Here is a 25,293-nt window from a genome sequence, read left to right as displayed (position 1 = left end):
CAGCAGTGCTGCCGGGTGGCCCTTTTACTTTTATAACGGTGCCAACCTGAGCGGCCGAAGGGTACTTAAAAAGTTTTGATCAGGCTTACACGAATGACATCGTCCCAGATCGGCCCGCGCCGTACTTCTCTGTAGCCTAGCTTCCGGTTGAGCTCGATCACATGTTCATACTGGGTATGAGTATAGATAAGGTTAATCCCCCTGCTGCGTGCTTCCTCCTCAAGCTTGCACTTTAGCCGGGTTGCCAATCCCTGGCGTCTGTATTCAGGCTCCACCCAAAGGTTGAAAATTTCAATGAATCGTCCGTCCTCCTGAAATAAGCCACGGTCCAGCTCATGATAGATAGTCTTCCAAGGATACTCTTGATCCCGGTTAGCAACGGAATACATGATGGCAGCTGCTTGTTTCCCGGCAGCCTCATCATCCAGGATCCATGCGCCGCGTTCGGAGCTGGACACGAATTTAGATATTTTCTCCTGATGCAGCCTCATTTCTTCCGCGGACAGAGAACTCGTGTTAAAGAAGCTGACTTCGTCCTTCAAGTCGATGCGGACCAAATAATCGAGATCGGATGGAATGGCCTTTCGCATACGCACTAACAGATGCACCTCCCTCTCGTTTCCCGGACTTAGAAAGCCTTGGTCATCACAACACTATCCCCTTCGTGTCGGGATGCAGCATAACCCTTATGAGTGTAAAATCCGACCGCATCCGCCCAATGACCAAGCGTTTTGAGCATGATGGCGGTGTATCCTTTACGCCGGGCCTCTTCCTCCAGCGCTTCAATCATCCGGCTTGCATAGCCGTTTCTTCGGTAAGCCTTCTTGACCGACATGCGGACAATTCTTCCGGTAGTCTCATCATAGGGGACTAGAGCGCCGCAGCATACGGCTTCACGGTTCATAATGCCAACCAAAAAGACATGCCCCTGATTCGTATAATGGTCTATAATGTCATCCAGATCAGGGTTCAGCGTCGTATCCAGAAATCCGAAGTGCTCGGCCAATCCTTCGAGTACGAAAGCTTTCACTTCCGCTTGATAAGCCGGGGTAAAGGGTTCTATTTCCAGTAATGCGGATGGTTTCATAAAGCTTATCCCTCTCACTTTTGATTCAAATTATGATGGCTTCAGCGAACATAAGCGGTGACATGGTTCAAGCTCTCTATGTCTTTGGGGGCTATTTTTAAAGTGGCGGTCGCTATCCCTGTTCCCCCGTAAACATATGGATAACGCTGGATGTCTCTATCGATAATAGTCGGCAAGCCGTGCCCTATTAAGGGAACGCTTCCCACCGCATATCCGGTCCTTTCCTGTACCTCTTTGGGCTTGACCAGCTTAAGCTCCTCCCCGCCTGGGACAACAGCCTTGACTTCCTCGAAGTCGACTTTTCCGTAATCCCCGGACAGGATCAAAGCGTACAGGGTTGTCCCCGATTGCAGGATCAGGGTCGGAGCCGTCTGACCAAGCTCGATACCGAAATAATCGGCCCCGTCTTGAGCGGATCGTATAGGCTCGGGATGGTGAATGATTTCAAAATCCGCTTGCTGCTCCGTTAAAATGCGGGATAGTTTCTCCATAAGGGCCGCTCCTGTCAATTCTTTATTTTATAGGTTTAATGCAACGATTCCCGCAATACCTGCAAGAGAGAGCATGGCTCCTCCGAAACGGGTCGATACGATATACACCTTCGATGGTTCTGTCGCATCATTCGATTTCCAGCTTTCGGTTAGGGTCCAGATGATAGAAGGCTTGCAGATCATGAATACGCCCAGCAGGATAAGCAGCACTGAAAGTACCATTCAGTTGTCTCCTTTCGTCAGGGATAACCATATTGTAGAGACGGATGTGATTGCGTTCAGCAGGTGCATCTCATGTTATAGGTGGTATGAATTAATGTATTCGTGAAAAGAAGCCGGTTTCCTTTTTATTGGAAAAAAAGGGATCGTACAGGTATGCCTTTATATGCGGATAGGACTGACAAATGTTCGTCTTTTCACCCATAAACCGTACTTTAATTGGATCAGCGGCCCGATTTTTGCAAAAAAATACGAATGAATGGTTGAATAGTCCTTGACAATGGTAGTGATTTGCTTTACCATTCGTAGTGGCAATGAAATAGGGCTTACATTAATCACTGTTCGTATATCTTCGGCGATATGGGCTGAAGGTCTCTACAAGGAACCGATAATTCCTGACTACGAGTGGGCGGGCTTTCCGCATCCATTCGGGGTTGGGATTTTTTTATGCGCAGTGGAGCAAACTGATTCCAAAAGGATGGCGGAGTTTTCCAAATGCATGGAGCAGCCGAACGGTCTGCTTTTCTTGTGCTGGGGAACGGGTATGCCCGATAAAGGCTGGCATAAACTTTCTTAACTGTGGAGGGACAAGAACATGAGCAAGCGTTACGACGTCATTATTGTTGGGGCCGGACCGGCAGGGATTTTTGCCGCATATGAATTGCTGTTGAAAGCATCGCACTTGAAGGTGCTGTTAATTGATAAAGGCCATGATATCGATAGCCGCCGCTGTCCGATCCTGGAGGAGAAGATCAAGCTGTGCCCGCCGGCTGCGGGGAAAAAGGAATTTGCAGGCTGTCTGCCCGCCTGTTCCATTACAGCCGGGTTTGGCGGCGCGGGAGCCTACAGTGACGGCAAATTTAACATCACGACGGAGTTCGGCGGCTGGCTCACGGACTATTTGGCGCCGTCGCAGGTGCTGGATTTGATCCAATACGTCGACCGGATTAACCTGAAGCACGGGGCCCCGGAAACGATTACCGATCCCATGACGGAGGTCGTCCGTTCAATTGAGCAGCGCGGCTACGCGGCGGGCTTGAAGCTGCTGCGCGCGCAGGTGCGCCATCTGGGCACAGAGAAAAACCTGGAAATTCTCCAATCGATCAACCAATACCTGAAGCAGCATATCGATATGCTGTATAAGACGGAAGCAGCCGATATATTGACCGTAAAAGAAAACGGCAGCCACCGGGCCGCTGGCGTCGTCCTGAAGAACGGCGAGGAGATCGAAGCCGATTATGTCATCATCGCACCGGGCCGTGACGGATCGGCCTGGCTGACGGATATTTTGAAAAAACGCCGGATTCCCATGTTCAACAACCAGGTCGATGTCGGTGTCCGCGTAGAGACGTCCGATGTCGTCATGCGCGAAATAAACGAGCATTTGTATGAAGGCAAATTTATTTATAACACTTCGGTCGGAACGCGCGTCCGTACGTTCTGCAGCAATCCTTCCGGCCATGTCGTGGTTGAGAATCACAGCGGTGTTATGGCGGCTAACGGTCATGCTTACAAGGACCCGGCGCTTGGCTCCACCAATACGAATTTTGCGCTGCTTGTCTCGCACCGGTTCACGGAGCCGTTCGATAAGCCTAACGAATACGCTAGAGAAATATGCAAACGGGCTAACGATTTGTCGAATGGCGGCGTTATCGTCCAGAAGTATGGGGATATTATTCGCGGACGGCGGTCTACCGAAGGGCGTATCAAGGAAGGCTTCCTCGAGCCGACGCTCAAGGAGGCGGTTCCCGGAGATTTGGGGCTGGTGCTGCCTTACAACACGATGAAGAGCTTGATCGAGATGGTAGAAGCATTGGATAAAGTGACGCCGGGGATTGCCTCGGAGCATACGTTGTTCTACGGTGTAGAGGCTAAATTTTATTCGGCCCGGCCGAAGCTGAGCATGCATTTGGAGAGTGAAATTGCCGGTCTGTACTGCGGCGGCGACGGTGCCGGGGTAACAAGGGGGCTCGCTCAAGCGGGTGCAGCCGGCGTATGGATCGCCCGTTCGATTGTGGAGCGGACAGGAAGCAAATAAGAATTGAGAGTCGGAATCCTGGGCAGCCGGGAATCCGGCTCTTTTTTGCTGCTTGGGGGAGGTAAAGAGTGGCTAGGTCCATGCCCCGAGTAGGATTAACCGTTGTATCTGGTGGGAGGTTTGATTCTCCTATGCCGAATAAGACATCGGGATCCTGCCTGATGTCTTAACAGCGTCTCTATTTTTTTTCGCCTGTGTCAGGGTGCTGCGGGCTTTCATAGAAAGGAGAAATAACGGTCGGAATGATCGATCAGATAAGAGCGTTCGAGTCCGTTACATACTTCACTTTGACGGGAGAAGAAACGGCCGCCCTCGTATTGTGAGGCCAGGTCCATAAGCGATGCTTTGCCTGCCGTATATCGTTCCAGTCCCCAATCCGAATGGTGCTCATGAACGAAATGAATGGCGTCGGCTACAGAAGTACCCTTTAATTTTCCGAATACGGATGTCCATTTAATAAAATCAAATTGTGGCTCTCTCACGGGCAGAGCGCAGAGTCCCCAACCGTTGACCCCGGAGCTGGAGATTTTCAATAGGCAGGCGGTACGATCCTGTGCAGCAGCTGCTCCCTGGATCGTCTGGTATGCCAGCCGGTCAAGCTGGAACAGTTCGATGGATCGGATAGAGGAGTCCCTGATCCTGGAATGGTTCAAATCCAGTTCGGTATCGACGGGATGGGGCATAGACAAAATACACTCCTTTTTGTTCAGATCGTTGTATCAGCGCGGTCGCGTTATGAAAAGAAGCCCCGAATAGAGAATTCTACTCGCGGGCTTCCTATGAGGTTGTTGAACCGTATTCTACGATGAAGCAACCTGAATGTAAAATAGGGCTAAACGGTTTTGAAGCCGATTTTGGCTGGGCTAGGCTTGTGAAAACGGAATCAAAGGCCATTATCTTCGACTTTCGCTTCCACTCTCGGGGCAGGTTAAGCTTTAACCCACCCGTTTGAACTGGCTGTTATACAGGTCGTGATAGAAGCCTTTTTGATCCAACAGCTCCTGGTGGGTACCCCGTTCGATAATTTCCCCTCCGTTGATGACGAGAATTTGATCCGCCTCCCGAATGGTGCTCAGCCGATGCGCGATGACGAAGCTGGTCCGCCCTTTCATCAGCGAGTTCATCGCTTCTTGAATGTGCATCTCGGTACGGGTATCGACGCTGCTGGTCGCTTCATCGAGAATCAGAATCGCGGGATCGGCCAGAATGGCTCTCGCAATCGTAATCAGCTGCCGCTGGCCTTGACTCAGATTGCTGCCCTCAGCCGACAGGATGGTATCGTAGCCTTGCGGCAGCTTCCGTATGAAGGAATCGGCGTTAGCCAGCTTGGCTGCCGCTTCAATCTCCTCGTCGGTTGCGTCCAGCCTGCCATAGCGGATGTTCTCCCGTATCGTGTCGGAGAACAGGTAGGCGTCCTGCAGCACGATGCCGAGCTGTTGGCGAAGCTGGTCTTTATCAAGATGGTGGATCGCTTCTCCGTCGATGGTGATCGTACCCTCTTGAATATCATAGAAGCGGGTCAAGAGATTAATAATGGTGGTTTTCCCCGCGCCCGTCGGGCCTACCAAAGCTACGGTATCTCCTGGCTTGGCGGTCAGCGATACGTGCTTGAGGATAGGCACGTCTTCTTTGTAGCGGAAGGATACATGATCCAGTATGACCTCGCCCTTTACTTGGCGAAGCTCTTTATGGCCTGCCTGCTCCTCATACTCGGTCTTCGTATCCATAATTTCAAATACGCGTTCCGCACCGGCAACGCCGGATTGAATCATATTGAATTGATTGGCGAGCTCGTTAATCGGTCTGCCGAACTGCTTGGAATAGTTCAGGAAGCTGACGATGATCCCTATCGTCGTCATATCGTTCAACGCCATCCAGCCGCCGACTGCGGCTAATAAAGCAAAGCTCATATTATTCAGTACGTTCATAATAGGGCCGATCATGCCGCTGAAGATTTGCGCTTTGGAGCCTGCGCTGCGAAGCTTCCCGTTGATCACGTTAAAATCCTGGATCGCCTTCTCTTCACGGCGGAAAGCTTTGACGACCTTCTGTCCGGAGATCGTCTCCTCGATGAAGCCGTTGATTTCCCCGAGATGCTTCTGCTGACCGGAGAAATAGTTGCGGGTATAGCCGGAGATTTTCCCGGTTATGATCATCACCAGCGGGATCGTAATCAGGCTGAGCAGCGTAAGCCAAACATTCAGCTTCAGCATAAAGATCAAGGCGCCGACCACGGTGATTACGCTGGAGATGAGCTGCGTCACACTCTGGTTTAACGTATTGGATACGTTCTCGATATCGTTCGTCGTCCGGCTCATCAGCTCGCCGTGCGTCTTGCTGTCGAAGAACTGTAGCGGCAGCTTCTGTATGCGGCCGAACATATCCTCGCGGAGCTCCCGCACCGTCCGCTGCGATACGCCTGTCATGACATAAGCCTGAATCCAGGACATGACGGCGCTGAATACGTACACGCCTAACAGAGCGGTGCACAGTCCGATCAGGCCACTGTAATTGCGCGGAATAATATATTCGTCGATGGATACGCCGATTAAATAAGGACCTATCAGGGCCAAGCCGGAGCTTAGCGCGGTCAGAATAAATACGGAAATCAGTCCGGCGCGTTGTCGGCTTAAGTACTGCCACATTCTTTTCAGAGTGGCTTTCGTGTTTTTGGGCCGCACCTTGGCCATCATGCCTCGAGCGCCAGGGCCACCTCCCATAGGGCCTCCCATGCCCATAGGATGACCCATCGGTCTCGTTGCTCCGCCGTTACGCTCCCGGTCGCTGCGGTTCAGCTCAGCCATGTGCGACGGCCCCCTTTCCGATTTGGGAGTTGTAAATGTCCTGATATTCCGGACTGGTCCGGATTAATTCTTGATGAGTACCTTCTGCGACGATGCGTCCTTCCTCCAGCACCAGAATTTTATCCGCATCAAGGACAGAGGAGATCCTCTGAGCGATGAGGAAGCAGGTGCTCTCGCGCATCAGCTCTTTGATGGCCGCCTGGATGCGGGACTCGGTCCCCAGATCGACGGCGCTCGTGCTGTCGTCCAGAATGAGGATGGAAGGCCGGACGAGCAGCGCGCGGGCGATAGAGATCCGCTGCTTTTGTCCCCCGGACAGATTGACGCCCCTCTGCCCAAGCTCGGTGTCGTAGCCTTCCGGCATACTCATAATGAAATCATGAGCCTGGGCCGCCTTGGCGGCCGCTTCCACCTCTTCCTGTGAAGCATCCGGCTTGCCGAAGCGAATGTTGTCACGAATGGTTCCGGTAAACAGGATGGCCTGCTGAAGCACCATACCGACCTGATGGCGAAGCTGATCAAGCGACATTTGCCGCACATCGATACCGTCGATCAGCACGGTTCCTTTCGTTGTATCATACAGCCTGGGAATCAGGCTCACGAGCGTGGATTTACCAGAACCTGTCGCACCCAGAATCGCGACCGTCTGACCCGGACTAGCTGTAAAATGGATATCCTTCAGCACTAATTCCTTCTGCTCGGAGAGGGAGTCCTTGGGAACGGACGCATCAGTGTTATAAGCGAACGATACGTGCTCGAACGTAACCTCGCCCACTCTAACCGCACGGCTTACGGTGTGACCGTCATCCGTAATTTCGGATTGCACCTGCATTACTTCGTTAATGCGGTCGGCAGATGCTTTGGCGCGCGAGACGAACATCAGCATCATGCCTACCATCAAGAGGGAGAACAGCACTTGCGTCACATAGTTAACAAAAGCGATCAAATCACCGACAGGAAGGGACCCTTCCCAGGTCAGATTGCCTCCGTACCACAGGACCGCAACAATGCTGGCATTCAAGATCAAGGTCATGACCGGCATATTCAAGGCGACGATCCGCGTGGCCTTCATGGCAATCTCGGTGTAGTCATTATTGGCCTTGCGGAACCGCTTGTTCTCGTAATCGGAACGTACGAATGCCTTGACAACCCGGATGCCTGCCAGATTTTCCTGAAGAACGTTGTTCACCGAGTCCAGCTTGCTCTGCACAATGGAGAACAGAGGAAAGGCAAAGCGGATCAGCAGATACAATACCAGGAATAGAATCGGAATGACGACCGCCAAAATGATGGCCAGCCGGTAGCTGATCGTAACCGCCATAATCAGGCTGCCGATAGCAAGGAAAGGGGCTCTGACCAAAATGCGCAGCGTCATTTGCACCAGGTTTTGCATTTGAACCACATCATTCGTCAGGCGAGTGACAAGCGATCCGGCCTTAAACTGGTCCAGATTGCGAAAAGAAAACGATTGCACTTTTTGAAACAGGTCCTTGCGCACATCGGCCCCGAAATTCTGGGAGGCCAGGCTGGAGAAGACGGTACACCCCAGTCCGCCAATCAGACCGATAAGGGAGAAGCCGATCATCATGGCGCCAACCTTTTGAATGTGCAGCAAATCCCTTTGCAGGACCCCTTCGTTCACGATGCTGGCCATAAGCTTCGGCTGAAGCAAATCCATGTATACCTCAACGAGCATCAAGAGGGGAGCCAGCAAGGCGGATTTCCAGTAAGGCTTTAAATACCGAAACAATTTCCACACAAAGTTGCACCTCACTATTATTTTGTCGACTAAACGTTTTTCTCCAATTTTTTCAGGTTATCCTGCAGATGCAGCAGAAAGCGGCGAAGCAGCAGCTTCTCTTCGGTCGTGAAGTCCTCGAATGAGCTGACCTCCAGGGACTGCATCGTATCCTTCACCGCTTGGATCGCTTGCCGTCCTTGCTCAGTCAAATACACCCTCGAGATCCGCTGGTCCCGTTCATCCGGCCTGCGCTTTACAAGTCCGGTCTTCTCCATGCGGGTCAGCATCACGGTCAGGGTTGCAGGCTGGATGCGCAGCTTCTTGGCCAGCTCCTTCTGGCTCTGTCCGTCCTCTTCCGATAGCCGGAATAGAAGGGGAGGCTGTCCCGGATAAACTTCAATTCCCTGCTCCTGCAGCAGCAAGTGCAAGGTGTGGCGATGAAGCTTCATCACATGGGACATCAAATGGGTGAGAGATTCGGACGGATGGGGATGCAAGTCAGTCGTATCCTCCTTGTTAAATTATTTAGGCGACTAATCTAAATTGTAAAACAGTGGAAGAAGCCAGTCAACTGAAAATATGCTTAAAGCGGGAGGAAGGGAACCGGGTGCTATGGCAGATTTCCATGCGTAAGAAAACCATGCGTAAGAAACCATGCGGGAAAAGCCAAACTATAGGAAAGGCGGTCCAACCATGTAACTGTATCAATTACAGGTTAAAGAAAAATGAAACCTATGTTAAAATACATAATAGCAAAAGAGTCGAAGCTCGGTTGAGCTGCGATCAAGGAAGAGGGGAGTCGCATGACGATAAGCAGCCGTTTTGCTGTTGCCATCCACATATTATCGCTTCTTGAAGTCAACAAGGAAGGCCGGAACACCTCCGACTTTATAGCCAGCAGCGTCAACACGAATCCAGTAGTTATAAGGCGAATCATGAGCATGCTGAATAAAGCAGGACTCGTCATCACGAACCCTGGGGTGGCGGGAGCTGTTCTGGCTCGGCCGATGGAGCAAATTACCCTGCTGGAGGTGTACCGCGCCGTTCAAGCCGATCATAAGGAGGAGCTGTTCTCCGTGCATGAGAACCCGAACCCGCAATGTGCGGTAGGCCGAAATATTCAAGGTGCATTGGAGTCGACGTTCCTGCAGGCGCAAAAGGCGATGGAAGATGAATTAAGCAAAGTCACACTGAAGCATATCGTGTCTCAGATGATAGAAGAGTCTTAAAGCTGTGAGAGGGCGGCGCATGAAGTTATTGCGTACGCAGTGCAGTGTACAAACAGAACGATCAGGAGGTCGTGGGATGAGGCTGCTTCCATACAGTCTATTATGTTTTGCTGTTGCGGTTATTTGTGCTGTCATCAGCGTACTGTCATTGGAGAAAGAAGGGAGCGGGTTCCTGACTCCTTTTCTGGTTCCGTCTGTCATAGTTGGGTTCATTGGCGCTTTGGCCAGGGTACCGCTTTTGCTGTATATTTCGTTCCTTCTGGCTGCACCCCTGCTATTGTTTGTAATCAGCATGGAGTTCTGGTTCATTGCAGCCGTACCGGCATGCCTTCTGTTAAGTGCCGTGATGCTCCATCTTCCGCGCAAGAAACCCGTTCCCTCGAGATGAAGAAACGGGTTCGATTGCTTCCGGAATCAGCTGCGCCTGCTGGGAAACCTTAGAGCCGTTTGACCATATGAAAATAAGTGTGCCCGTTAATCACCGTGTTTTTGTCCGCTTCATACCCCAGCTTTTTATATAAAGCACAGGCCTTTTCGTTATATTGCTCGACGTTCAGGGCAATTTTGTCGTAGCCGAGCTGCCGCCCGTGCTCTTCTGCCGCGCGGATCAGCTCGGTACCGATGCCTCGGCCTCCCCATTCGGGGAATACGGCCAGAGCATCGATGTAATATTCATCCTCATCGGCCTCCTTATCCAGTGACAGGTTCGGATCGTTCTTTAACGAACGAAGCTGCTCTAGGATCGGTCGATCTATCGTTTCGGCATCTGAGCCGTGGTAGCACAAAATCATGCCGGCCACTACACCGTCTATTTCTTTAACGAGAAGGTTAGAGTAGCTGAACCGGTTCCCCTCGGTCTGGAAAAATTGCGTTAACCGCTCCAGCACCTCTTGTTCTGTGTCGGCTCCCATCAATTGAAAGCCAATATCCTTAATCGCTTGGTAGATTAAAGCTGCGGCTGCAGGAGCATCCGCCGGTTGAGCGAGTCTAATCATATTCATGCCTCCGGTAATAATGAAGTTGTTGTAGCAAGCTCCCATCGGAATAGAATGATGATTCCACCATTCAAAAGCTGCTTTTATTGTATACTATAAAAGAAAAAATCGGAAATGAAGGCGAAGCTCCACGTGGATTGCAAAGGAGTGCCCGTATTCGGGCATGCTCCGAATAACGAACAGGAAGGAGGGAATTGCTGTGAGGTTAAGCGTGTTGGACCAGTCTCCCATTGCGGAAGGCAGCAGTGCGTCAGAGGCATTGGCCCTGACGGCAAGGCTGGCTCAGGAGACCGAGCAGCTGGGATATTCCCGGTTTTGGGTAGCGGAGCACCATTTTACGATGAGCCTGGCCGGCTCGAGCCCTGAGGTGCTTATCAGCCATTTGGCAGCCCGGACCTCCAGCATACGTATTGGCTCGGGAGGCGTTATGCTGCCGCATTACAGCGCATTTAAAGTAGCGGAGAATTTCCGGTTATTGGAGGCGCTGTACCCCGGGAGAATCGATCTCGGGATAGGACGGGCGCCGGGAGGAATGCCGCTGTCCACCAGGGCGCTGCAGGAAGGCAAGACGTCCGCGCTGGATCTGTACCCGAAGCAAATCGAGGATTTGATCGATTATTTGCATGATTCGCTTCCGGATGATCACGCTTATGCGGGATTGCGTGCCACCCCGATCGTGGACACGGCTCCGGAGCTGTGGCTGCTCGGCTCTAGCGGTGAGAGCGCCCGGTTGGCCGCACAATTCGGTGCGGGGTTTGCGTTCGCACAGTTTATTAACGGCTTTGGCGGAGACGACGAGATGCGGGGATATCAGCGGAGGTTTCAACCGTCCGTTCTTGGAGACAAGCCGAAGTCGCTGCTCGCAGTTTTCGTCATTTGCGCGGAGACGGAGGAGGCGGCTAATGAGATAGCCTCCAGCCTGGATTTGAGGCTGCTGCTGTTTGAAAAAGGGCGCAGCTCCGTAACAGGCACGCCTTCCATTGAAAAAGCGAAGCGTTATCCGTATACGCCCTATGATCGAAACCGGATAGAGGATAACCGGAAACGGATGATCGTAGGGACACCGGAGCAGGTCAAGGCAAGGCTGTTACGCCTGGCGGAGCAGTACCGGACGGAGGAGCTTATGCTGGTGACGATCACATACGACTTTGAAGCCAAGCTGCGGTCCTACCGGCTGCTTGCGGATGCTTTCGACCTTTAAGTCCCGTTACTAACCAGGGAGGGTTCCATGAATTCACACAGCGAGAGAGAAGAGATGCTATGGTCAGTCAGCCGGGACACACTCAGCGAGCAGCTGAAGCGAACGATCGCCGAATGCAGGCGGCGTACCGATTTGCCTTTTTGGGGCGAGGTATTCTCGATCATTCAACAAATGAAAAAAATCCCTTCGGACTACATGCCGCTCTACGAGCTTCATCCGGTGGGAGGGGTGCTGTATGATGCAGATAAACGCCGGTTTGTCGTTAAAATTCCGGATATGGACATAACCCTGAAAGATGCGGAGCTGGCGGACGCTATCGTGAAGCAGGGGTTGTTTCATCCTAAATAAACCCGGAACATCGGAAGGCGGAGCGGATGCTCTGCCTTTACTTTCTCCGGTTGTATTCGTCCCCTTGGAAACCGCAGTTCTGCGAATGGTACCGTCTGGCTCTGTTTTTTCATAAATCTTGTCTCTCCCGTTGTCTCTAACAAAGACCCAACCGTTTTTAAGTAACCATCGTTCTTGGTCTCTCCAACTCGGCATTATCCGTTTAACAAACTCGCAACTGATTTAACGTCATCTTCTAACAAGACGCGAAGCATATATGGCGCATGATTCCGGGTATTGGGGGTGGCGGTATATCTCGGATAATCAGAGAAATAATCTTTTGCGTATTCAATCAAATGACGTGCTAATTCTAAGCGAAGTTCCTCTAGAGTCTCTCCGTCAGCAACAATAAAATCAACTTCTTCAATGCTGCCGGCATAGCGGCCGTCTTCGTCTTGTTCATATTCGAAATTGAACTCGTACACCTGAAGGAAAAATTTCATTTGTTCTAACGATGCAGCAACAATAACATCGCGATTTCTGCGCACAGCTTGTGGTTTCTCTCGAACAACAGAATCAATAAATCCTCCCATGTTTGCCCGCACTTGAGTGGCCAACAGAGCTTCCATAATCATCCCTCCCTACACCTCCAATCATATCATGTGTCATTCATAAATGTACATAACGTACGAAATGTACATTATGTACATTTTAAATATTTTTATTTATTTCCTTGAACGAATATGATTAAACGCGAAAAAAATATACGAAACAAAAAACTGGGATTCAGCTCCCAGTCTGCAAGTGAATGCTCAATCCAAAACTGTGAGCTCCTGGCTCTTTCGAACTTAATGTTTCACAGTGCTATAATGAAATTACCATGATCTATATGCTCCATAACAGCGCTTGGAAAAGTCAGCACAAAGGCCCGAGAATCGGCTTTCAAGCTACTTAAGCAGTACCCAGTACGGCTCGGGCCCGACGGGCTCGATCAAGAGACAACCAAATCTTATGTTGGGAAGGGAGTACATGCTATGCAATTTCGACGTTTAGGAAATAGCGGCTTGAAGGTGTCCGTTCTGGGTCTAGGGACCAATGCGTTCGGCAAACGGGCCGATCAGCAGGCTTCCACGCAGATCATTCATCATGCAATGGACAACGGAATCAATTTCATCGATACCGCCAATATTTATGCGCAGTCCGAATCGGAACGAATCATTGGTCTGGCTCTGGAGGGCAGAAGGCATGAGGTGGTTCTGGCGACCAAAGCCGGCCTGGTCCGTGGATCGGGCCCGAATGAAAGAGGCTCGTCAAGATATCATATCCAGCGGGAGCTGGAGGACAGCTTGCGCCGGTTGAAGACGGACTATGTGGATTTGTATCAAATTCATACGTTTGATCCCGATACGCCGCTTGAAGAAACGCTTCGGGCGCTGGACGATATGGTGCGGTCCGGGAAGGTGCGGTATATCGGGGCTTCGAACTACGCGGCCTGGGAGCTCATGAAGGCGCTTGGCATCAGCGAGCGTCTGGGCCTGAACCGGTTTGTTTCTACGCAAATCAGCTATTCCTTAGCCGACCGGACGCCGGAGCAGGAGCTTGTCCCGCTTTGTCTGGATCAAGGGGTAGGGATTATTCCTTATTTTCCGCTGGCCGGGGGCATTCTTACCGGTAAATACAACGCTCTTGACGCCGCTCCCGAAGGGTCACGCGCGCAAACGGATCCGAATTTCAGCCGGTTTCTTAGCGAGGACAGAATCGCGTTGGGCACGAGAGTAAGTCAGCTTGCAGCTGAAGCGGGCTGCTCCCCGAGTGCGCTTTCGATTGCTTGGCTGATGCAGCAGCCTGCCGTATCCACCGTGATTGTAGGTGCGACGCGTGTAGAACAAGTAGCGGAAAACTTGCGAAGCTTATCCGTCGATCTTACAACGGAGCATCAGCAGGAATTGCGCTCTATCAGCGAGCCGTTTCGTTATGGGGCTCCGTTCGCTTTATACCGGCTTCCATAGAACAATTCGGCTAATGGAAAAAAGTCCGAAGCCTTATGGCATCGGCTTTTTTCCATAATCCGGCTTCGAAACCAAGGAGCTGCTTTGCGGCGCCAGCCCAGTCTTGTTCTTACCCGGAACGGTAGATGCCCAAAATCCGGATTGACAAGAACAGCAGACCATGATATCTTTTAAACAAATAAATTATACACAATTTAATTTTGCAAAATGTATAGTGGAGGTGCGGATGAACAAGGATGACTGGCTGAAGCTGGAGAACCAGCTGTGCTTTGCCGTATATGCCTGCTCCAAAGAAATTACGCGGCTGTACAGGCCGCTGTTGGATGAGCTGGGTCTAACGTACACGCAGTATGTTACGCTGCTGGCCCTGTGGGAAGAGGACGGGGTCACGGTGAAGGAGCTCGGCAGCCGGCTGTATTTGGATTCCGGCACCCTGACGCCGCTATTGAAGCGTCTGGAGCAGATGGAGCTAATAAAGCGCGTGCGGGACAGCAAGGACGAACGTCAGGTCATAATCCGCCTGACAGAGCAGGGAACCAGGCTGAAGGAACAGGCTTATGACATCCCTGGCCGCTTATTTTGCCGGATGGGGATAGAGCAGGAAGAAGCAGCGGAGTGGCGTGAAAGATTAACGGCGCTCCTGCATACAATCCATCACATGCAAACGGAGGAATGAACCATGTCTATTTATGATATTTCGGCAGTAACGCTTCAAGGGAAAGAAGTATCTCTTGAGCAGTACAAGGGGAAAGTACTGGTCATTGTCAATACGGCAAGCAAATGCGGGTTTACGCCGCAGTACACCGATCTGCAAAAGCTGTACGAGCGCTATAATTCGCAAGGACTGGAAATTCTAGGCTTTCCGTGCAACCAGTTCAACGAACAAGAGCCGGGGAGCAACGAGGAAGTTCAGTCGTTTTGCCAAGTGAACTATGGCGTCCAATTCCCGATGTTTGAAAAAACAGATGTGCGCGGCAGGGACGCTCACCCATTGTTCCGCTATTTGACGGAGCAGGCTCCTTTCGAGGGCTTCGATCTGAGCAATGCCAGCGGACGGCTGCTCCACGCTTTTCTGCAGGAGAAGCAGCCTGAGCTGCTGGTCGGGGACGAAGTGAAATGGAACTTTACGAAATTCCTTGTGGACCGCGACGGCCATATCGTAGAACGGTTTGAGCCGGCAGTGGAGCCGATGGACATGGAGCCCGCAATCGAATCGCTGCTATAATGAATCCTTTATCCAAATCAGGAAAAGACTGCATGGACGATTAGGCTATACGTCCTGCAGTTTTTTCATATCATGACCATAGTTCAACCTCAACAGGATTTTCTACGGATTCGCCCTGCTTGTGGGGGTATTAGCGCATAGGACCCAGCTTCGTGATTTCCGTTTGGAAGGAGATATGGACATCAGCGCGGGACAACGCCTCTTCCCACTGGTCCTGCACCTCTTTCCACTGGGCATTATGATAGGCTCGGGCATACAATCCGAGTCCGATGGGGTCAATCCGGGCCTTCTGGAATTTCCCGATCAAATCGGCGCACCTCTTTTGTAAATCCTCGTTAACAATGGTCTCGAGTTTGGTGGAAGGAACCGACGCAGCAAACCGAGGGAGCTGCTTCTCAAGCAGGTTGAAGCTGATTCCTACACGGATATGGAACTCGAACCGGTCCTTGTTGTATGCGCTGCGGATACGCAGCTTCAGCTGCTCGGGCAGAATGCCCAGCTTTTTTTTAAGGATACCTCCATCAGACTGCTCTTGCGGAACATGTATCGTCAGAGAGAGATCTTCACCGGTCTTGCGCTGTAGGATTTGCAGCAGGGCATTCTCCTCTTTGGATAGTGATGCGACATATTTTCCCTGCTTATTCAGCAGGGCGGTGCCCTGAACCTCGATGTTTTTCTCTTTTTTAATTTCCGATATAACAGGTGTTGTTCCTTTCTCGAACATTTGACGGTGCAGCTCTTGCAGGGTCGTTTTCACTGTAATGTTTCTTTCGTATGCCGTATCTATAAGCTTGGACAAAAATACCGGCAGCCTCGGTTTGTCTTTGGGCTGAAATTGAAAAATCTCCATGAGGGGACCATCCACCGCAACGACTCTCGCGTTTACCGTGAATTTGGCATCCCGGAACACCACATCCAGCAAGGGGAACCAGTCCTCATGCTGCAGCAGCCGTTTGCCGAGCAGGAGCACCTGTACTTTCCCACGAACCGTCAGAGCATTAGTCAAGCTGTCCAATTTCCTCTCGGATTGAACGACCGTGGATGTGAAGGCCTGGGTTTCTTCCTCTCGTTTTCTGGCTTGCTTATTGAATACGGGACTCGATAAATAATAGACGAGACGGTCATCCCCCTCCAAATCAATCCCCATCAAAAGTCCTATCGCCATATTCTCAAGATCCAGACGATCGTTACAGCCCGGAAGCAAAAGCAGCAAAACGATACATAGGCAGAAAAGCCGCTTCAAGGAGCTCTCCTCCTTCGGATGAGCCTGTGCCCCGCCATATACAGCCATAAGGTGACGGGGAGAACGAAGGCTATCACAACGCCCACCATACCGATAATACGCTGTAACTGGTCGTTTTTATCGAATGAGAGCTTGTAGAAGATTGTTGTGGCAATAGATAGAAGCAGAAAGATGACCAGATGACGGTGATGATTCTGCTTGCCTAGCAGCTGGCTGGTACAGAAGATAGACCAGTACACGTTAGGCATCCAGGTGGTGGAAATGATCACCAGGTAAAAGGCGAGAAACACGATCTCCGGACGTTCCAGGAAGCTTAGCTGAATGGCCTTTAATATATTGAGGGTAGGCTCGTTAAATTGCAGGATGCCTTCAGGACTGAAATAGACAAAGCAGGCAAGGGTCACGAAAAGAAACACAAGCATGGACAATGTATTGGCGATCACGATTCCCGGAACGGCGGTCTCCTTGTTCTTCAAAAAAGGATACAGAAACAAGGCGGTTTCAAATCCGAGAAAGGAATTGACCGTCAGGGAAGTCGTCTGCACAATGGGACTCCATCCGTCCTTGACCAGTGGCAGCAGGTAATTCCAATGGGCATCCTTCAGAGGGACCAGATAAAACAACGGCATCCACAAGGAGAGGAAGAACACCAGCTCCGAGTATCGGCCCTGCACGCGTAAGCCGTTTCTAACCACCAGGTAAGTAGGGAGGCAGAAGAGAAGCATCAGGACATAGTCCGCCGTTTGAGGCAGAATCCACGAAGTGATGAACAGGATGGCACGGCTCATAATGGTATTAGCCAAAATTCCAAAATAGATTGCAAAAGCCAGGGTGAACAGCCTGCCGATCCATACACCGAAATATCGCGGCAGCAAATCGATGATCGTATCCCCGGGATGCTTCTTCATCACCTGGATCAGGACAAGGCTGGCCGCTACGGATAAAGCCCATCCGATAAGGATGGACATCCACCCGGCAGTCCCGGCAGACGCGGCAATTTGGCGAGGCAGCTGAAGGATGCCTATACCGACCTGTGAGCTGTGAATGAAAAGGGTGTACTGCATAAACGTGATATCGTTATAGGCATATTTGTTCACTCCCTGGCGGCCCTCCTTCTACTATATGTCTTTGGGCCTCAAAGGATGGGGCCGCTGCTTTTGATTTTTACCTTGACCGATACATTCACTTCAGCCTTGGACCAGGCTTCGCCCCACTGCTGTCCGAACTTGGACCAAGCTTGATATTGATAAGCTCTGGCCAAGTCACCGTAGCCTACAGGGTCGGCTTTATGCTTTTGCATTTTTTTAATGAGATTTTGCAGCTGCTTTTGCAGCTCCTTCTCCATCATTTGCTCCAGCTTGCGGCTTTCGGTTCTCATGTTATAGGGAAAGAGCCGCTCCGTCAGTGTAACCGTCATATTGACCTGGGTATCAAAACGAAAGCGTCCCTGTTCGTAAGCCGTTTTCGTTTTATTGGAAAGATGCTGAATGAGGAAGCTCAGCTTGTTTTGTTCAATGGGTCCCTTTTTTTGACCGGCGGGAATGGAAAGGGTAACGGTCTGCTCCCCGCGCCGATGCTGTTGAAGAATGCGCAGGAGCGTGGTTTGCTGCAAATTAAGCGAGTCGGCGTACTTTCCATCCTTTTGCAGCAAGGTCGTCCCGGTAAGCTCAACCTCCTTATTTTTCTTGATTTCCGAAATAAAGGGGGTCATCCCCCTATCGGTCATTTGCCGGTGCAAATCCAGCAGGTTTGTACTTACCGTAATATTGCGCCGATGGTTTTGCTCGATAAGGCTTGTAATAAACATGGGAAGCAGCGGCTTATCTTTCGGAGTGAAGTGGATAATGTCCGAGACGGGTCCGTCAACGGCAACTACCTTCGGCGACAGGCTGTTCTTGGTATCACGGTAAAACGTATCGAAAAGCGGGAACCAGTCCCCTCTTTTCAGAAGCCGATGGCTGAGCAAGATGATTTGGACCTTCCCTTCCACCGTCAGGGCCGTAACCATGGCATCGAACACTTCCCTGGCTTCATGAAACGTGGCGACCTTGACTCCATACTCCTCTTCCTTGTCCTTCGCTTCTTTATTAAAGACTGGGCTTGATTCATAGAACACCAGGTTGTTATTGCCGTCTACATCGATCCCTAGCATAAGGATGACGGTAAGATCCTCCAGATTGTGCCGGTCTCTGCAGCCGGTAAGAAGGGCAGCGAGCAGGGCGATGATTACCGCCAATTGGATGGGCTTCCTCATGGGCGTCTCCTTCCTTGAGACAGCTCTTTTCCCCTCAGGTACAGCCACAAGCCTACCGGCATGACAAAGGCGTACAGAAAGCCCGTTTTGTTCAACAAGCTATACCAATCCTCCAGTTGATTCGTAGAAGGATCGAGGAAATAAGCCGACAGGATGATTAGGACCAGCAGGACGAGCACGTGGTTTTGATGATCTTGTTTGCCTAGAAGCCAGCTGGTGCAAAAGACGGTATTGTACATCAGAGTGATCCATGTCGCGGAAATGACGGTCAAAAATCCGGACAAGAATACAATCTCCAGCCGCTCGACAAATCGGAATTCGACCACCTTCAGCAAATCGAGGGTAGGCTGTTGATAGTACGTGATTTCATCCGGACTGAAGAAAACAAAGCAGGATAGCACAGTAATTAGAAAAACGAGCATCGATAAGGTGTTGGCTATAATAATCCCTGCAGCGGCAGCTTGTTTTTTTTGCAGAAAGGGATACGCGATCAGGGCGGAATCGAAGCCAAGGAACGAAAATACCGTAACCAGGGCACCCTGAAGCAAGGGGCCCCATCCTTCTCCAAGGATCGGCAGAAGATGCAGCGGGTGCCCGTTCTTTAACGGGGCCACCATGAAGAAGACCATCCCTATCGTCAGAAAAAAAATCAGCTCTGTGTACCGGCTTATGACCCGAAGACCGTTACGGGCGATCAGATACGTCGGTATCGAGAACAAAATGATTAAAACGTACAGCGGTGTATGGGGGAGGATCCACTGCTGAATCATCAAACCCGTTGAGGTAATGCTGGTCAGGCTGGAAAAGGCGTAAAATATCGTCATCATCAATACCGCTATTTTGCCGATAGTTTTGCCGAAATAATGTACCAGCAAATCGGGAAAGGCTCCATCAGGGTATCTTTTCATGATAGAGACGATGAGTAGGCTGACGGCTACGGACCCGAACCAGCCCATCAGAAGCGATATCCATCCGCTGACGCCGGCCTTTTCGGCCAACAAGCGGGGGAGAGCTAACTGACCGCTCCCCAGCTGAGTACCATGAATGAAAAAGATATACTGCATCAGGGTGATTTCGTTGTATTGGTATTTCTTCATTTGCCGTCACCTCTAGGGTGATTGGGGCCCAGCCGCTTATCCTGCACAGGCCGCGCGCTCACCGGACGTTTGGTCATTTTCCAAAGCGGCACCCGAATAAACGTATCCTTCCAATCTGCGAAACGCATCGGAGCGAGCGGGCTTCCATAGGGAGTACCGAGCGATTCGAGAGAAATGAGATGGGCGATGAGAGTCATTAACCCGATAACGATTCCGACAATGCCGAACATGGAGGCAATGATCATTATGGGGAATCGGATCAAACGAATGGCGGAAGCCATATCGTAATTCGGGATAATGAATGAAGCGATCGCCGTCGCCGCCACAACGATAACCATAACGTTGCTTACAATGCCGGCCTGTACGGCGGCCTGGCCTATGACGATACCTCCGACGATGCCTACGGTTTGCCCGATCGGCGAAGGCAGCCGAATCCCGGCCTCCCGCAGCATCTCCAGCGTAATTTCCATCAGTAAAGCTTCCACGATAGGGGGAAAAGGAACCCGCTCCCGGGATTCCCCGATCGATAAGATCAGCTTTATCGGTATGACCTCGTAATTAAATGAAATGGCCGCGATGTACAGAGCGGGCAGAAAGGCGGCGACGAGGAAGCCGACGAAACGCAGAAGCCGGATAAACGTGGCAAGGAGCCAGCGCGTACTGTAATCGTCCAAGCTTTGAAAGAAGGACGTAAAGGTAGTAGGGCCGATCAGCACGCTTGGAGAGCGATCGACGACAACGGCGAACCTGCCCTGCAATATTTGGGAAGCCGCGGCGTCCGGACGCTCCGTCGATAAGAACTGGGGGAAAGGAGAGTACGGGTTGTCTTCTATGAACCCTTCCAGCTCCCCGGTGTTCAATATCGCGTCTACATCCAGCCTCCGAATGCGGTCTTCCAGCTCCTTCAGAACCTCCGGATGGGCGACATCGGCCAAATAGAGAATGGATAAGGTTGTTCTGCCTCTTCGGCCAACCGTAATTTCCCTTATTTTGAGCTCACGGTTCGGAATATACCGGCGAATCATGGCGATATTCTGGGTTCCCGTTTCTACAAATCCCTGGTGAGCCCCCTTCAGGGAAGCCTCTATCTGAGGGTCTTCGATGGACCGCTGCGGCCAGCCTTGGGTGTCGAAGGTTTGAACCTCCGTCAGCCCTTCCGTAAACAGAATACTGTAGCCTTGGAAAAGAGCCTGTTCAATGTCCTCCCAACGCGTCAGCTTCATAATGTATCCAATAGTGACGGCCGGGGATGAGCCGGAGCTTCCGCCGGATGTTCCCGTCTGAAGCGAACGGATCACATTATTGTTAATGGAGTTTTTGTCGCTAAGCCCGTTCAAGTATACGAGCGCCGCTTCGTCACCTGTCGATTGGACGACAAGATGACGGATGACAAGATCGGGAGCCAGACAGAAGAGAGCGCTGAGCTCCGCTATATTTGCTGCCAGCGAGGGGCTTATGGTGCCAGTCAGCTTCTCGTACGTTGGATGGGCCGACGGATTCTGAGGACTTTTCCATTTCAACCAGTGAAGAAAGCTCATGATGACTCCATTCCGATCCTTCATTTATTGTTTAATATGGCATGGGATGAAAAATTTATGCGGAAATCGCTCATTTATCCGGCCAGGCTGCATCAGGCTTGTTTTTGCAATCCGACACGAGCGTGGTATGATTTATAGCATAAACTTGGCCTAGGGAAAGAAGGCCGGAGTGACTGCAGGAAGGGAACGAACCGGATTTGATTCGTCATTTTTTACATAAATACCCGTTCAAGCATCGGCTTCGTATTGCCTTTGCCTTGATGATTATTTTATCCGTCCTGACCGTAGGGTGGACCACTTACCAAATCTCAGCGAAGGTTGTACAGGACAACGCCCTGAAGCTGAGTCAGGATGCATTGAATAAATCTTCCCAAGCATTCGATGAGAAGCTGAACCATGTTGCTCTGTCCCTAATGACGCTGGTGATCAGCAGCTCCTATGAGCAGGCGATGAAAGATGTCGTTACGGGAAATAATTCGAACTATTTTGCTCATTATGCGGCTTTGCAAACGCCGTTTATGCAGCTGAGGCTGAATGAACCGCTGATGCAATCGGTGCTGCTTACAACGCCGATAGGCGACTTTTACCCTGCGGATGCGCCAAGACAAGCGCAGAATCATTTTGTCGACACGTCGATGTACGACAGAATCCGGGAGGAGCGGCATGCGATATGGATTGCGGGGCATAAAGACCCCTTTTTCGCCGGGGAGGTTCCGGTTTTATCTCTGGTCATCAACGCGATTTCAAGCTTTGTGGTCCCCGAATCCTATATTATTGTGAATTTGAGGGAGGACGGACTGCTTCATTTTTTAACCGATAATATTAACGAATGGCGTGAAGGCGTTACGATCATGAAGGAAGATGGAACGCCGGTATTCATGCAAAAGCCGTATCTGTACGGGGATATGCTCAAAGAGCCGGAGTTCCGGGAGCGAATCGGGTCCAAGGCGCAGGGAGCTTTTAATTATGCCTTTCAAGGCGAGACGTACTTGGTGAACTTCGTCAAATCCACCGTCGACAACAAGTGGACCTACATCAGCGTTAAACCGACCGATGAGCTGATGAGCCAGGCGAACGGCATCAAATGGGCAACCTTGCTCGTCATGATTGTCTGCATTATCATAGGCTTTCTTGTGTCCAACGCCTTAAGTACGCTGCTGGCGAATCCGCTGACCAAGCTTCAAAAGCTGATGCGGCGCGCGGGGGATAACGACTTGGGCGTACGCTTCGAAAGCGGGGGTAATGATGAGGTGGCCCAGGTAGGCAAGCAGTTCAACCGGATGCTGGAGCAGATCGCACAATTAATTGAGGCGAACCACCGGGTGGAAAAGGACAAGCACAAGGCGGAAATCAAGGCGCTGCAGGCGCAGATTGACCCGCATTTTCTATACAACACATTGAACACCATTTATTGGAAGACACAGCTAAAAAAATCGGATGAGGTCGGCCGGATGGTCATGTCGTTGTCGCGGATGTTCCAGCTGGGTCTGAATAACGGCAAAGAACTGACAACAATCAAGAAAGAATTGTTGCACGTGGAGCAATATTTGTCGCTTCAGCAGAGATGCTACGAGAATTTGTTTGAATATCGGATCGAAGCTCCGCAGGACGAGGACATTCAACAGCATTCGATATTGAAGGTGCTGCTTCAGCCGCTGGTCGAAAATTCGATCCTTCATGGCTTCAAGGACAAGCAGACCGGGGGCCTCATTATAGTGAGGCTGGAGCCAGTGGAAGATCACCTGATATTCATTATCGAAGATAACGGCCACGGCATGGACGAGGAGCAGCTGCGCGCGATACGACAGGCCGCCGAATCGTCGGACAGCTACGCGCTTCATAACATTGTCGAGCGTCTCAAGCTGTATTATGAGGACGAAGCGAGCATGACGATCCACAGCACGCCGGGCTTGGGAACGATCGTAACCTTGAGGATACCTTGGGACAGAGGAGGGGCAGACGATGGATTCGACGATGATCAGAATGATCGTTATAGATGATATCAAGGACGTTGTAGACGGACTTGTTAACGGGATCTCGTGGGAGCAATACGGCATTGCCATTGCGGGAGCCTGTCTCAATGGCGAAGACGGCTTGAAGCTGGCTTTGCAGGAAAAGCCGGATATCATCGTGACCGATATCCGGATGCCGAAGATGGACGGGCTGACGATGACGCGCGCTATTGTCGAAGCGCTGCCGCAATGCAAGATCATCCTGATCAGCGGCTACAGCGATTTCGAATATGCTCAGGAGGCCGTTCGGCTTGGCGCCTTTGATTTCGTGACCAAGCCGTTCTCGCTGGAGGACATCGTCGAGACGGTACAGAAGGCGCGGCTGGCGGTCTTGGAACTGAAGCGGCAGCAATCCAATATTCAGGAAATGGAGCGGCGGGTGAAGGAGAGCTTGCCGGTGCTGCGGCAGGAGTTTTTCAATTTGCTCATTCATCACAAAGCTCATGAGAACAAAATTCGTGAACGATGGGATTTTCTCCAGGTCGGACTGGACCGGGAGAACTTCGTCGTCATGGTGCTCGAGATCGACCGGTTCCAGGAGCTGAGCAAGGATTGGCCGGTCAGCGAAATCGAGCTGCTGCGGTTCACTATGCAAAATATATTGGAGGAAACGATCCATGCCTATACCAAAGGCGTGGTCTTTCGCGATTCGGACGGAAGGTTCGTAGTCATCCATAACGAATACGAGGCGGAAAGTCCGTCCGCACTGGCGGAACGCTGCTGTGATCATATCGCCCGTTACGCCAAGTACACGGTCTCCATCGGGGTCGGCAGTCGGGTAAGCAGAATCCATGAGCTGCCGCTGTCGTATCAGCAGGCGACCACGGCTATGTCGTACCATTTCTACACCGGCGGCAATGGCGTCGTATGCTACGGCGACGTGATAGAGGACAAGCAGCGGCTCCCCAAATATCCGGCGGACCGGGTGCAGGACATTGCCTTTGCGCTGCTGTCGGGCAACAGGGAGCGGACGCTCGTCATACTCGAAGAGGTGTACGAGGAGCTAGTTCACTTTCAACCGCGGCCGCAGCCGCGGTATCTGGCCTTGCTGCTCCATGGATTTGCCAACATGCTGGTGCGGGTGCTGCTCGAGAAGCTTTCCTATGAGGATATCGAGCCTCTGGAGGAGCTGCTGCAGGAAATGGAGGCGAGCAGCGGTCGTACCGTTCACGATATTTACGGGCTGCTGAAGCAAATTTGCGAGCGGGGCTGCAGCATCGTGGAGGAGCGCAGCGCTTCGCAGGCACACTTGATCATTGAGCAGGCGATAGCCTATATCAAGCAGCATCTGTCTGCAGAGCTGACCGTGGCCCATTGCGCTTCGCAGGTGCATTTGAGCGGGAGCTATTTCGCCAATCTGTTCAAGAAGGTGACCGGGATGAGCTTCAGCCAGTATGTCACTGCTATGCGGATGGACAAGGCGAAGGAGATGCTGCTTCAGAACAAGCAGATCCAGGAGGTGGCTTCCGCGCTGGGATACGAAGAGCGTCGCTACTTCAGCGACGTGTTCAAGAAAGTGACGGGGATGACGCCTTCGGAATTTCGTCAGAGCGCAGGGCTTGCGGAAACTTGAGGCAAACGTGTGCCGATGCTTTGGGCGAATGGCGCAGCCCGCGTTCATCGGAGGATGCACATCGATAGGTAGGCGCCGTGCTCCGATAAGCTGGCGCTTGCCTATCCCCCAAAAAGCCCTCTAGAAGATTTAGAGGGCGTGGATTGTTGTGATGCCTTGTTTGGTGTGAAATTCGCTAAATAAGGAGGTGAGGTATACCTCGGAGGAGTT

At 51.5% G+C, this 25,293-nt stretch carries 25 protein-coding genes and 1 riboswitch; of the genes, 10 read left to right on the top strand and 15 right to left on the bottom strand.

Going from position 1 to position 25,293, the window contains the following annotated elements; translation table 11 throughout:
* Positions 1–65: 65 nt before the first annotated feature.
* Genes GGC63_RS15140 through GGC63_RS15125 form a run of 4 tightly spaced genes read right to left on the bottom strand, consistent with a single transcriptional unit; the run spans position 66 to position 1,800 of the window.
* Entirely contained in the window at positions 66–590 is a 525-nt protein-coding gene (locus tag GGC63_RS15140; RefSeq protein WP_225948254.1) for a GNAT family N-acetyltransferase, read from the bottom strand.
* Positions 591–628: 38 nt separating this feature from the next.
* The gene (locus GGC63_RS15135; RefSeq protein WP_192703012.1) at positions 629–1,087 is read right to left on the bottom strand and encodes a GNAT family N-acetyltransferase; all 459 of its coding nucleotides are present in this window, start codon (positions 1,085–1,087) and stop codon (positions 629–631) included.
* Between the two features lie 41 nt (positions 1,088–1,128).
* On the bottom strand, positions 1,129–1,578 hold the full coding sequence (locus GGC63_RS15130; protein WP_192703011.1) for an aminoacyl-tRNA deacylase: 450 nt from the start codon (positions 1,576–1,578) through the stop codon (positions 1,129–1,131).
* Between the two features lie 27 nt (positions 1,579–1,605).
* On the bottom strand, positions 1,606–1,800 hold the full coding sequence (locus tag GGC63_RS15125; RefSeq protein ID WP_079911196.1) for a DUF6199 family natural product biosynthesis protein: 195 nt from the start codon (positions 1,798–1,800) through the stop codon (positions 1,606–1,608).
* A gap of 319 nt (positions 1,801–2,119) precedes the next feature.
* Positions 2,120–2,219: riboswitch (purine riboswitch) on the top strand.
* 173 nt (positions 2,220–2,392) lie between these two features.
* On the opposite strand from GGC63_RS15125, the gene GGC63_RS15120 reads away from it, so the two are divergent.
* A complete protein-coding gene (locus GGC63_RS15120) occupies positions 2,393–3,835 on the top strand; it encodes an NAD(P)/FAD-dependent oxidoreductase (protein ID WP_192703010.1) in 1,443 nt (480 codons plus the stop codon).
* A 215-nt stretch (positions 3,836–4,050) separates the two neighbouring features.
* On the opposite strand, the gene GGC63_RS15115 is transcribed toward GGC63_RS15120, so the two are convergent.
* The 4 genes from GGC63_RS15115 to GGC63_RS15100 form a co-directional block, all read right to left on the bottom strand.
* Positions 4,051–4,524: a hypothetical protein gene (locus GGC63_RS15115; RefSeq protein ID WP_192703009.1), complete on the bottom strand. Its 474-nt coding sequence runs from the start codon at positions 4,522–4,524 to the stop codon at positions 4,051–4,053.
* Positions 4,525–4,770: 246 nt separating this feature from the next.
* Complete coding sequence (locus tag GGC63_RS15110) at positions 4,771–6,639, bottom strand: ABC transporter ATP-binding protein (protein WP_192703008.1); 1,869 nt, start codon at positions 6,637–6,639, stop codon at positions 4,771–4,773.
* A complete protein-coding gene (locus GGC63_RS15105) occupies positions 6,632–8,398 on the bottom strand; it encodes an ABC transporter ATP-binding protein (RefSeq protein ID WP_318781058.1) in 1,767 nt (588 codons plus the stop codon). Before GGC63_RS15105 ends, GGC63_RS15110 begins: the two co-directional genes overlap by 8 nt.
* A gap of 29 nt (positions 8,399–8,427) precedes the next feature.
* Positions 8,428–8,877, bottom strand: a complete 450-nt coding sequence (locus GGC63_RS15100) for a MarR family transcriptional regulator (protein WP_192703007.1) — start codon at positions 8,875–8,877, stop codon at positions 8,428–8,430.
* Positions 8,878–9,183: 306 nt separating this feature from the next.
* Here GGC63_RS15100 and GGC63_RS15095 point away from each other — a divergent pair, with 306 nt between their 5' ends.
* Both GGC63_RS15095 and GGC63_RS15090 read left to right on the top strand, forming a co-directional pair.
* A complete protein-coding gene (locus GGC63_RS15095) occupies positions 9,184–9,609 on the top strand; it encodes an Rrf2 family transcriptional regulator (protein ID WP_079911192.1) in 426 nt (141 codons plus the stop codon).
* 76 nt (positions 9,610–9,685) lie between these two features.
* Complete coding sequence (locus GGC63_RS15090; RefSeq protein WP_192703006.1) at positions 9,686–9,997, top strand: hypothetical protein; 312 nt, start codon at positions 9,686–9,688, stop codon at positions 9,995–9,997.
* 49 nt (positions 9,998–10,046) lie between these two features.
* Here GGC63_RS15090 and GGC63_RS15085 read toward each other — a convergent pair whose 3' ends face one another.
* Positions 10,047–10,604 carry a GNAT family N-acetyltransferase gene (locus GGC63_RS15085; protein WP_192703005.1) on the bottom strand — a complete coding sequence of 186 codons (558 nt, stop codon included), beginning with the start codon at positions 10,602–10,604 and terminating at the stop codon, positions 10,047–10,049.
* Positions 10,605–10,767: 163 nt separating this feature from the next.
* Between GGC63_RS15085 and GGC63_RS15080 the strand changes: the two genes are divergently transcribed.
* Positions 10,768–11,805, top strand: coding sequence for an LLM class flavin-dependent oxidoreductase (locus GGC63_RS15080; protein WP_192703004.1), 1,038 nt, complete (start codon positions 10,768–10,770; stop codon positions 11,803–11,805).
* A 27-nt stretch (positions 11,806–11,832) separates the two neighbouring features.
* Positions 11,833–12,153 carry a hypothetical protein gene (locus tag GGC63_RS15075; RefSeq protein WP_079911188.1) on the top strand — a complete coding sequence of 107 codons (321 nt, stop codon included), beginning with the start codon at positions 11,833–11,835 and terminating at the stop codon, positions 12,151–12,153.
* Positions 12,154–12,347: 194 nt separating this feature from the next.
* On the opposite strand, the gene GGC63_RS15070 is transcribed toward GGC63_RS15075, so the two are convergent.
* The gene (locus GGC63_RS15070; RefSeq protein WP_225948234.1) at positions 12,348–12,761 is read right to left on the bottom strand and encodes a hypothetical protein; all 414 of its coding nucleotides are present in this window, start codon (positions 12,759–12,761) and stop codon (positions 12,348–12,350) included.
* A 405-nt stretch (positions 12,762–13,166) separates the two neighbouring features.
* Here GGC63_RS15070 and GGC63_RS15065 point away from each other — a divergent pair, with 405 nt between their 5' ends.
* The 3 genes from GGC63_RS15065 (at position 13,167) to GGC63_RS15055 (ending at position 15,366) form a co-directional block, all read left to right on the top strand.
* The gene (locus tag GGC63_RS15065; RefSeq protein ID WP_192703002.1) at positions 13,167–14,141 is read left to right on the top strand and encodes an aldo/keto reductase; all 975 of its coding nucleotides are present in this window, start codon (positions 13,167–13,169) and stop codon (positions 14,139–14,141) included.
* Positions 14,142–14,367: 226 nt separating this feature from the next.
* Entirely contained in the window at positions 14,368–14,817 is a 450-nt protein-coding gene (locus tag GGC63_RS15060) for a MarR family winged helix-turn-helix transcriptional regulator (protein ID WP_079911186.1), read from the top strand.
* A 3-nt stretch (positions 14,818–14,820) separates the two neighbouring features.
* Positions 14,821–15,366: a glutathione peroxidase gene (locus GGC63_RS15055; RefSeq protein ID WP_079911185.1), complete on the top strand. Its 546-nt coding sequence runs from the start codon at positions 14,821–14,823 to the stop codon at positions 15,364–15,366.
* Positions 15,367–15,496: 130 nt separating this feature from the next.
* Here the strand turns inward: GGC63_RS15055 and GGC63_RS15050 are convergent, their stop codons facing one another.
* The 5 genes from GGC63_RS15050 to GGC63_RS15030 are packed head-to-tail and all read right to left on the bottom strand — an operon-like array spanning position 15,497 to position 21,498.
* Positions 15,497–16,609, bottom strand: coding sequence for a Ger(x)C family spore germination protein (locus GGC63_RS15050; RefSeq protein ID WP_192703001.1), 1,113 nt, complete (start codon positions 16,607–16,609; stop codon positions 15,497–15,499).
* Positions 16,606–17,706: a GerAB/ArcD/ProY family transporter gene (locus GGC63_RS15045; RefSeq protein ID WP_192703000.1), complete on the bottom strand. Its 1,101-nt coding sequence runs from the start codon at positions 17,704–17,706 to the stop codon at positions 16,606–16,608. The genes GGC63_RS15050 and GGC63_RS15045 overlap by 4 nt, the downstream gene beginning before the upstream one ends.
* A 38-nt stretch (positions 17,707–17,744) precedes the next feature.
* Positions 17,745–18,863 carry a Ger(x)C family spore germination protein gene (locus tag GGC63_RS15040; RefSeq protein WP_192702999.1) on the bottom strand — a complete coding sequence of 373 codons (1,119 nt, stop codon included), beginning with the start codon at positions 18,861–18,863 and terminating at the stop codon, positions 17,745–17,747.
* Positions 18,860–19,960: a GerAB/ArcD/ProY family transporter gene (locus tag GGC63_RS15035; protein ID WP_192702998.1), complete on the bottom strand. Its 1,101-nt coding sequence runs from the start codon at positions 19,958–19,960 to the stop codon at positions 18,860–18,862. The genes GGC63_RS15040 and GGC63_RS15035 overlap by 4 nt, the downstream gene beginning before the upstream one ends.
* Positions 19,957–21,498 carry a spore germination protein gene (locus GGC63_RS15030; RefSeq protein ID WP_192702997.1) on the bottom strand — a complete coding sequence of 514 codons (1,542 nt, stop codon included), beginning with the start codon at positions 21,496–21,498 and terminating at the stop codon, positions 19,957–19,959. Before GGC63_RS15030 ends, GGC63_RS15035 begins: the two co-directional genes overlap by 4 nt.
* A gap of 197 nt (positions 21,499–21,695) precedes the next feature.
* Between GGC63_RS15030 and GGC63_RS15025 the strand changes: the two genes are divergently transcribed.
* Entirely contained in the window at positions 21,696–23,498 is a 1,803-nt protein-coding gene (locus GGC63_RS15025; RefSeq protein ID WP_192702996.1) for a sensor histidine kinase, read from the top strand.
* Complete coding sequence (locus GGC63_RS15020; RefSeq protein ID WP_192702995.1) at positions 23,461–25,083, top strand: response regulator; 1,623 nt, start codon at positions 23,461–23,463, stop codon at positions 25,081–25,083. The genes GGC63_RS15025 and GGC63_RS15020 overlap by 38 nt, the downstream gene beginning before the upstream one ends.
* Positions 25,084–25,293: the final 210 nt, after the last annotated feature.

Origin of the sequence: Paenibacillus sp. OAS669, from assembly GCF_014873645.1 — a bacterium.
Classification (GTDB): domain Bacteria; phylum Bacillota; class Bacilli; order Paenibacillales; family NBRC-103111; genus Paenibacillus_S; species Paenibacillus_S vulneris.
The sequence above is the reverse complement of the archived record's forward strand: the minus strand, read 5'-3'. Positions and strand labels throughout refer to the sequence as shown.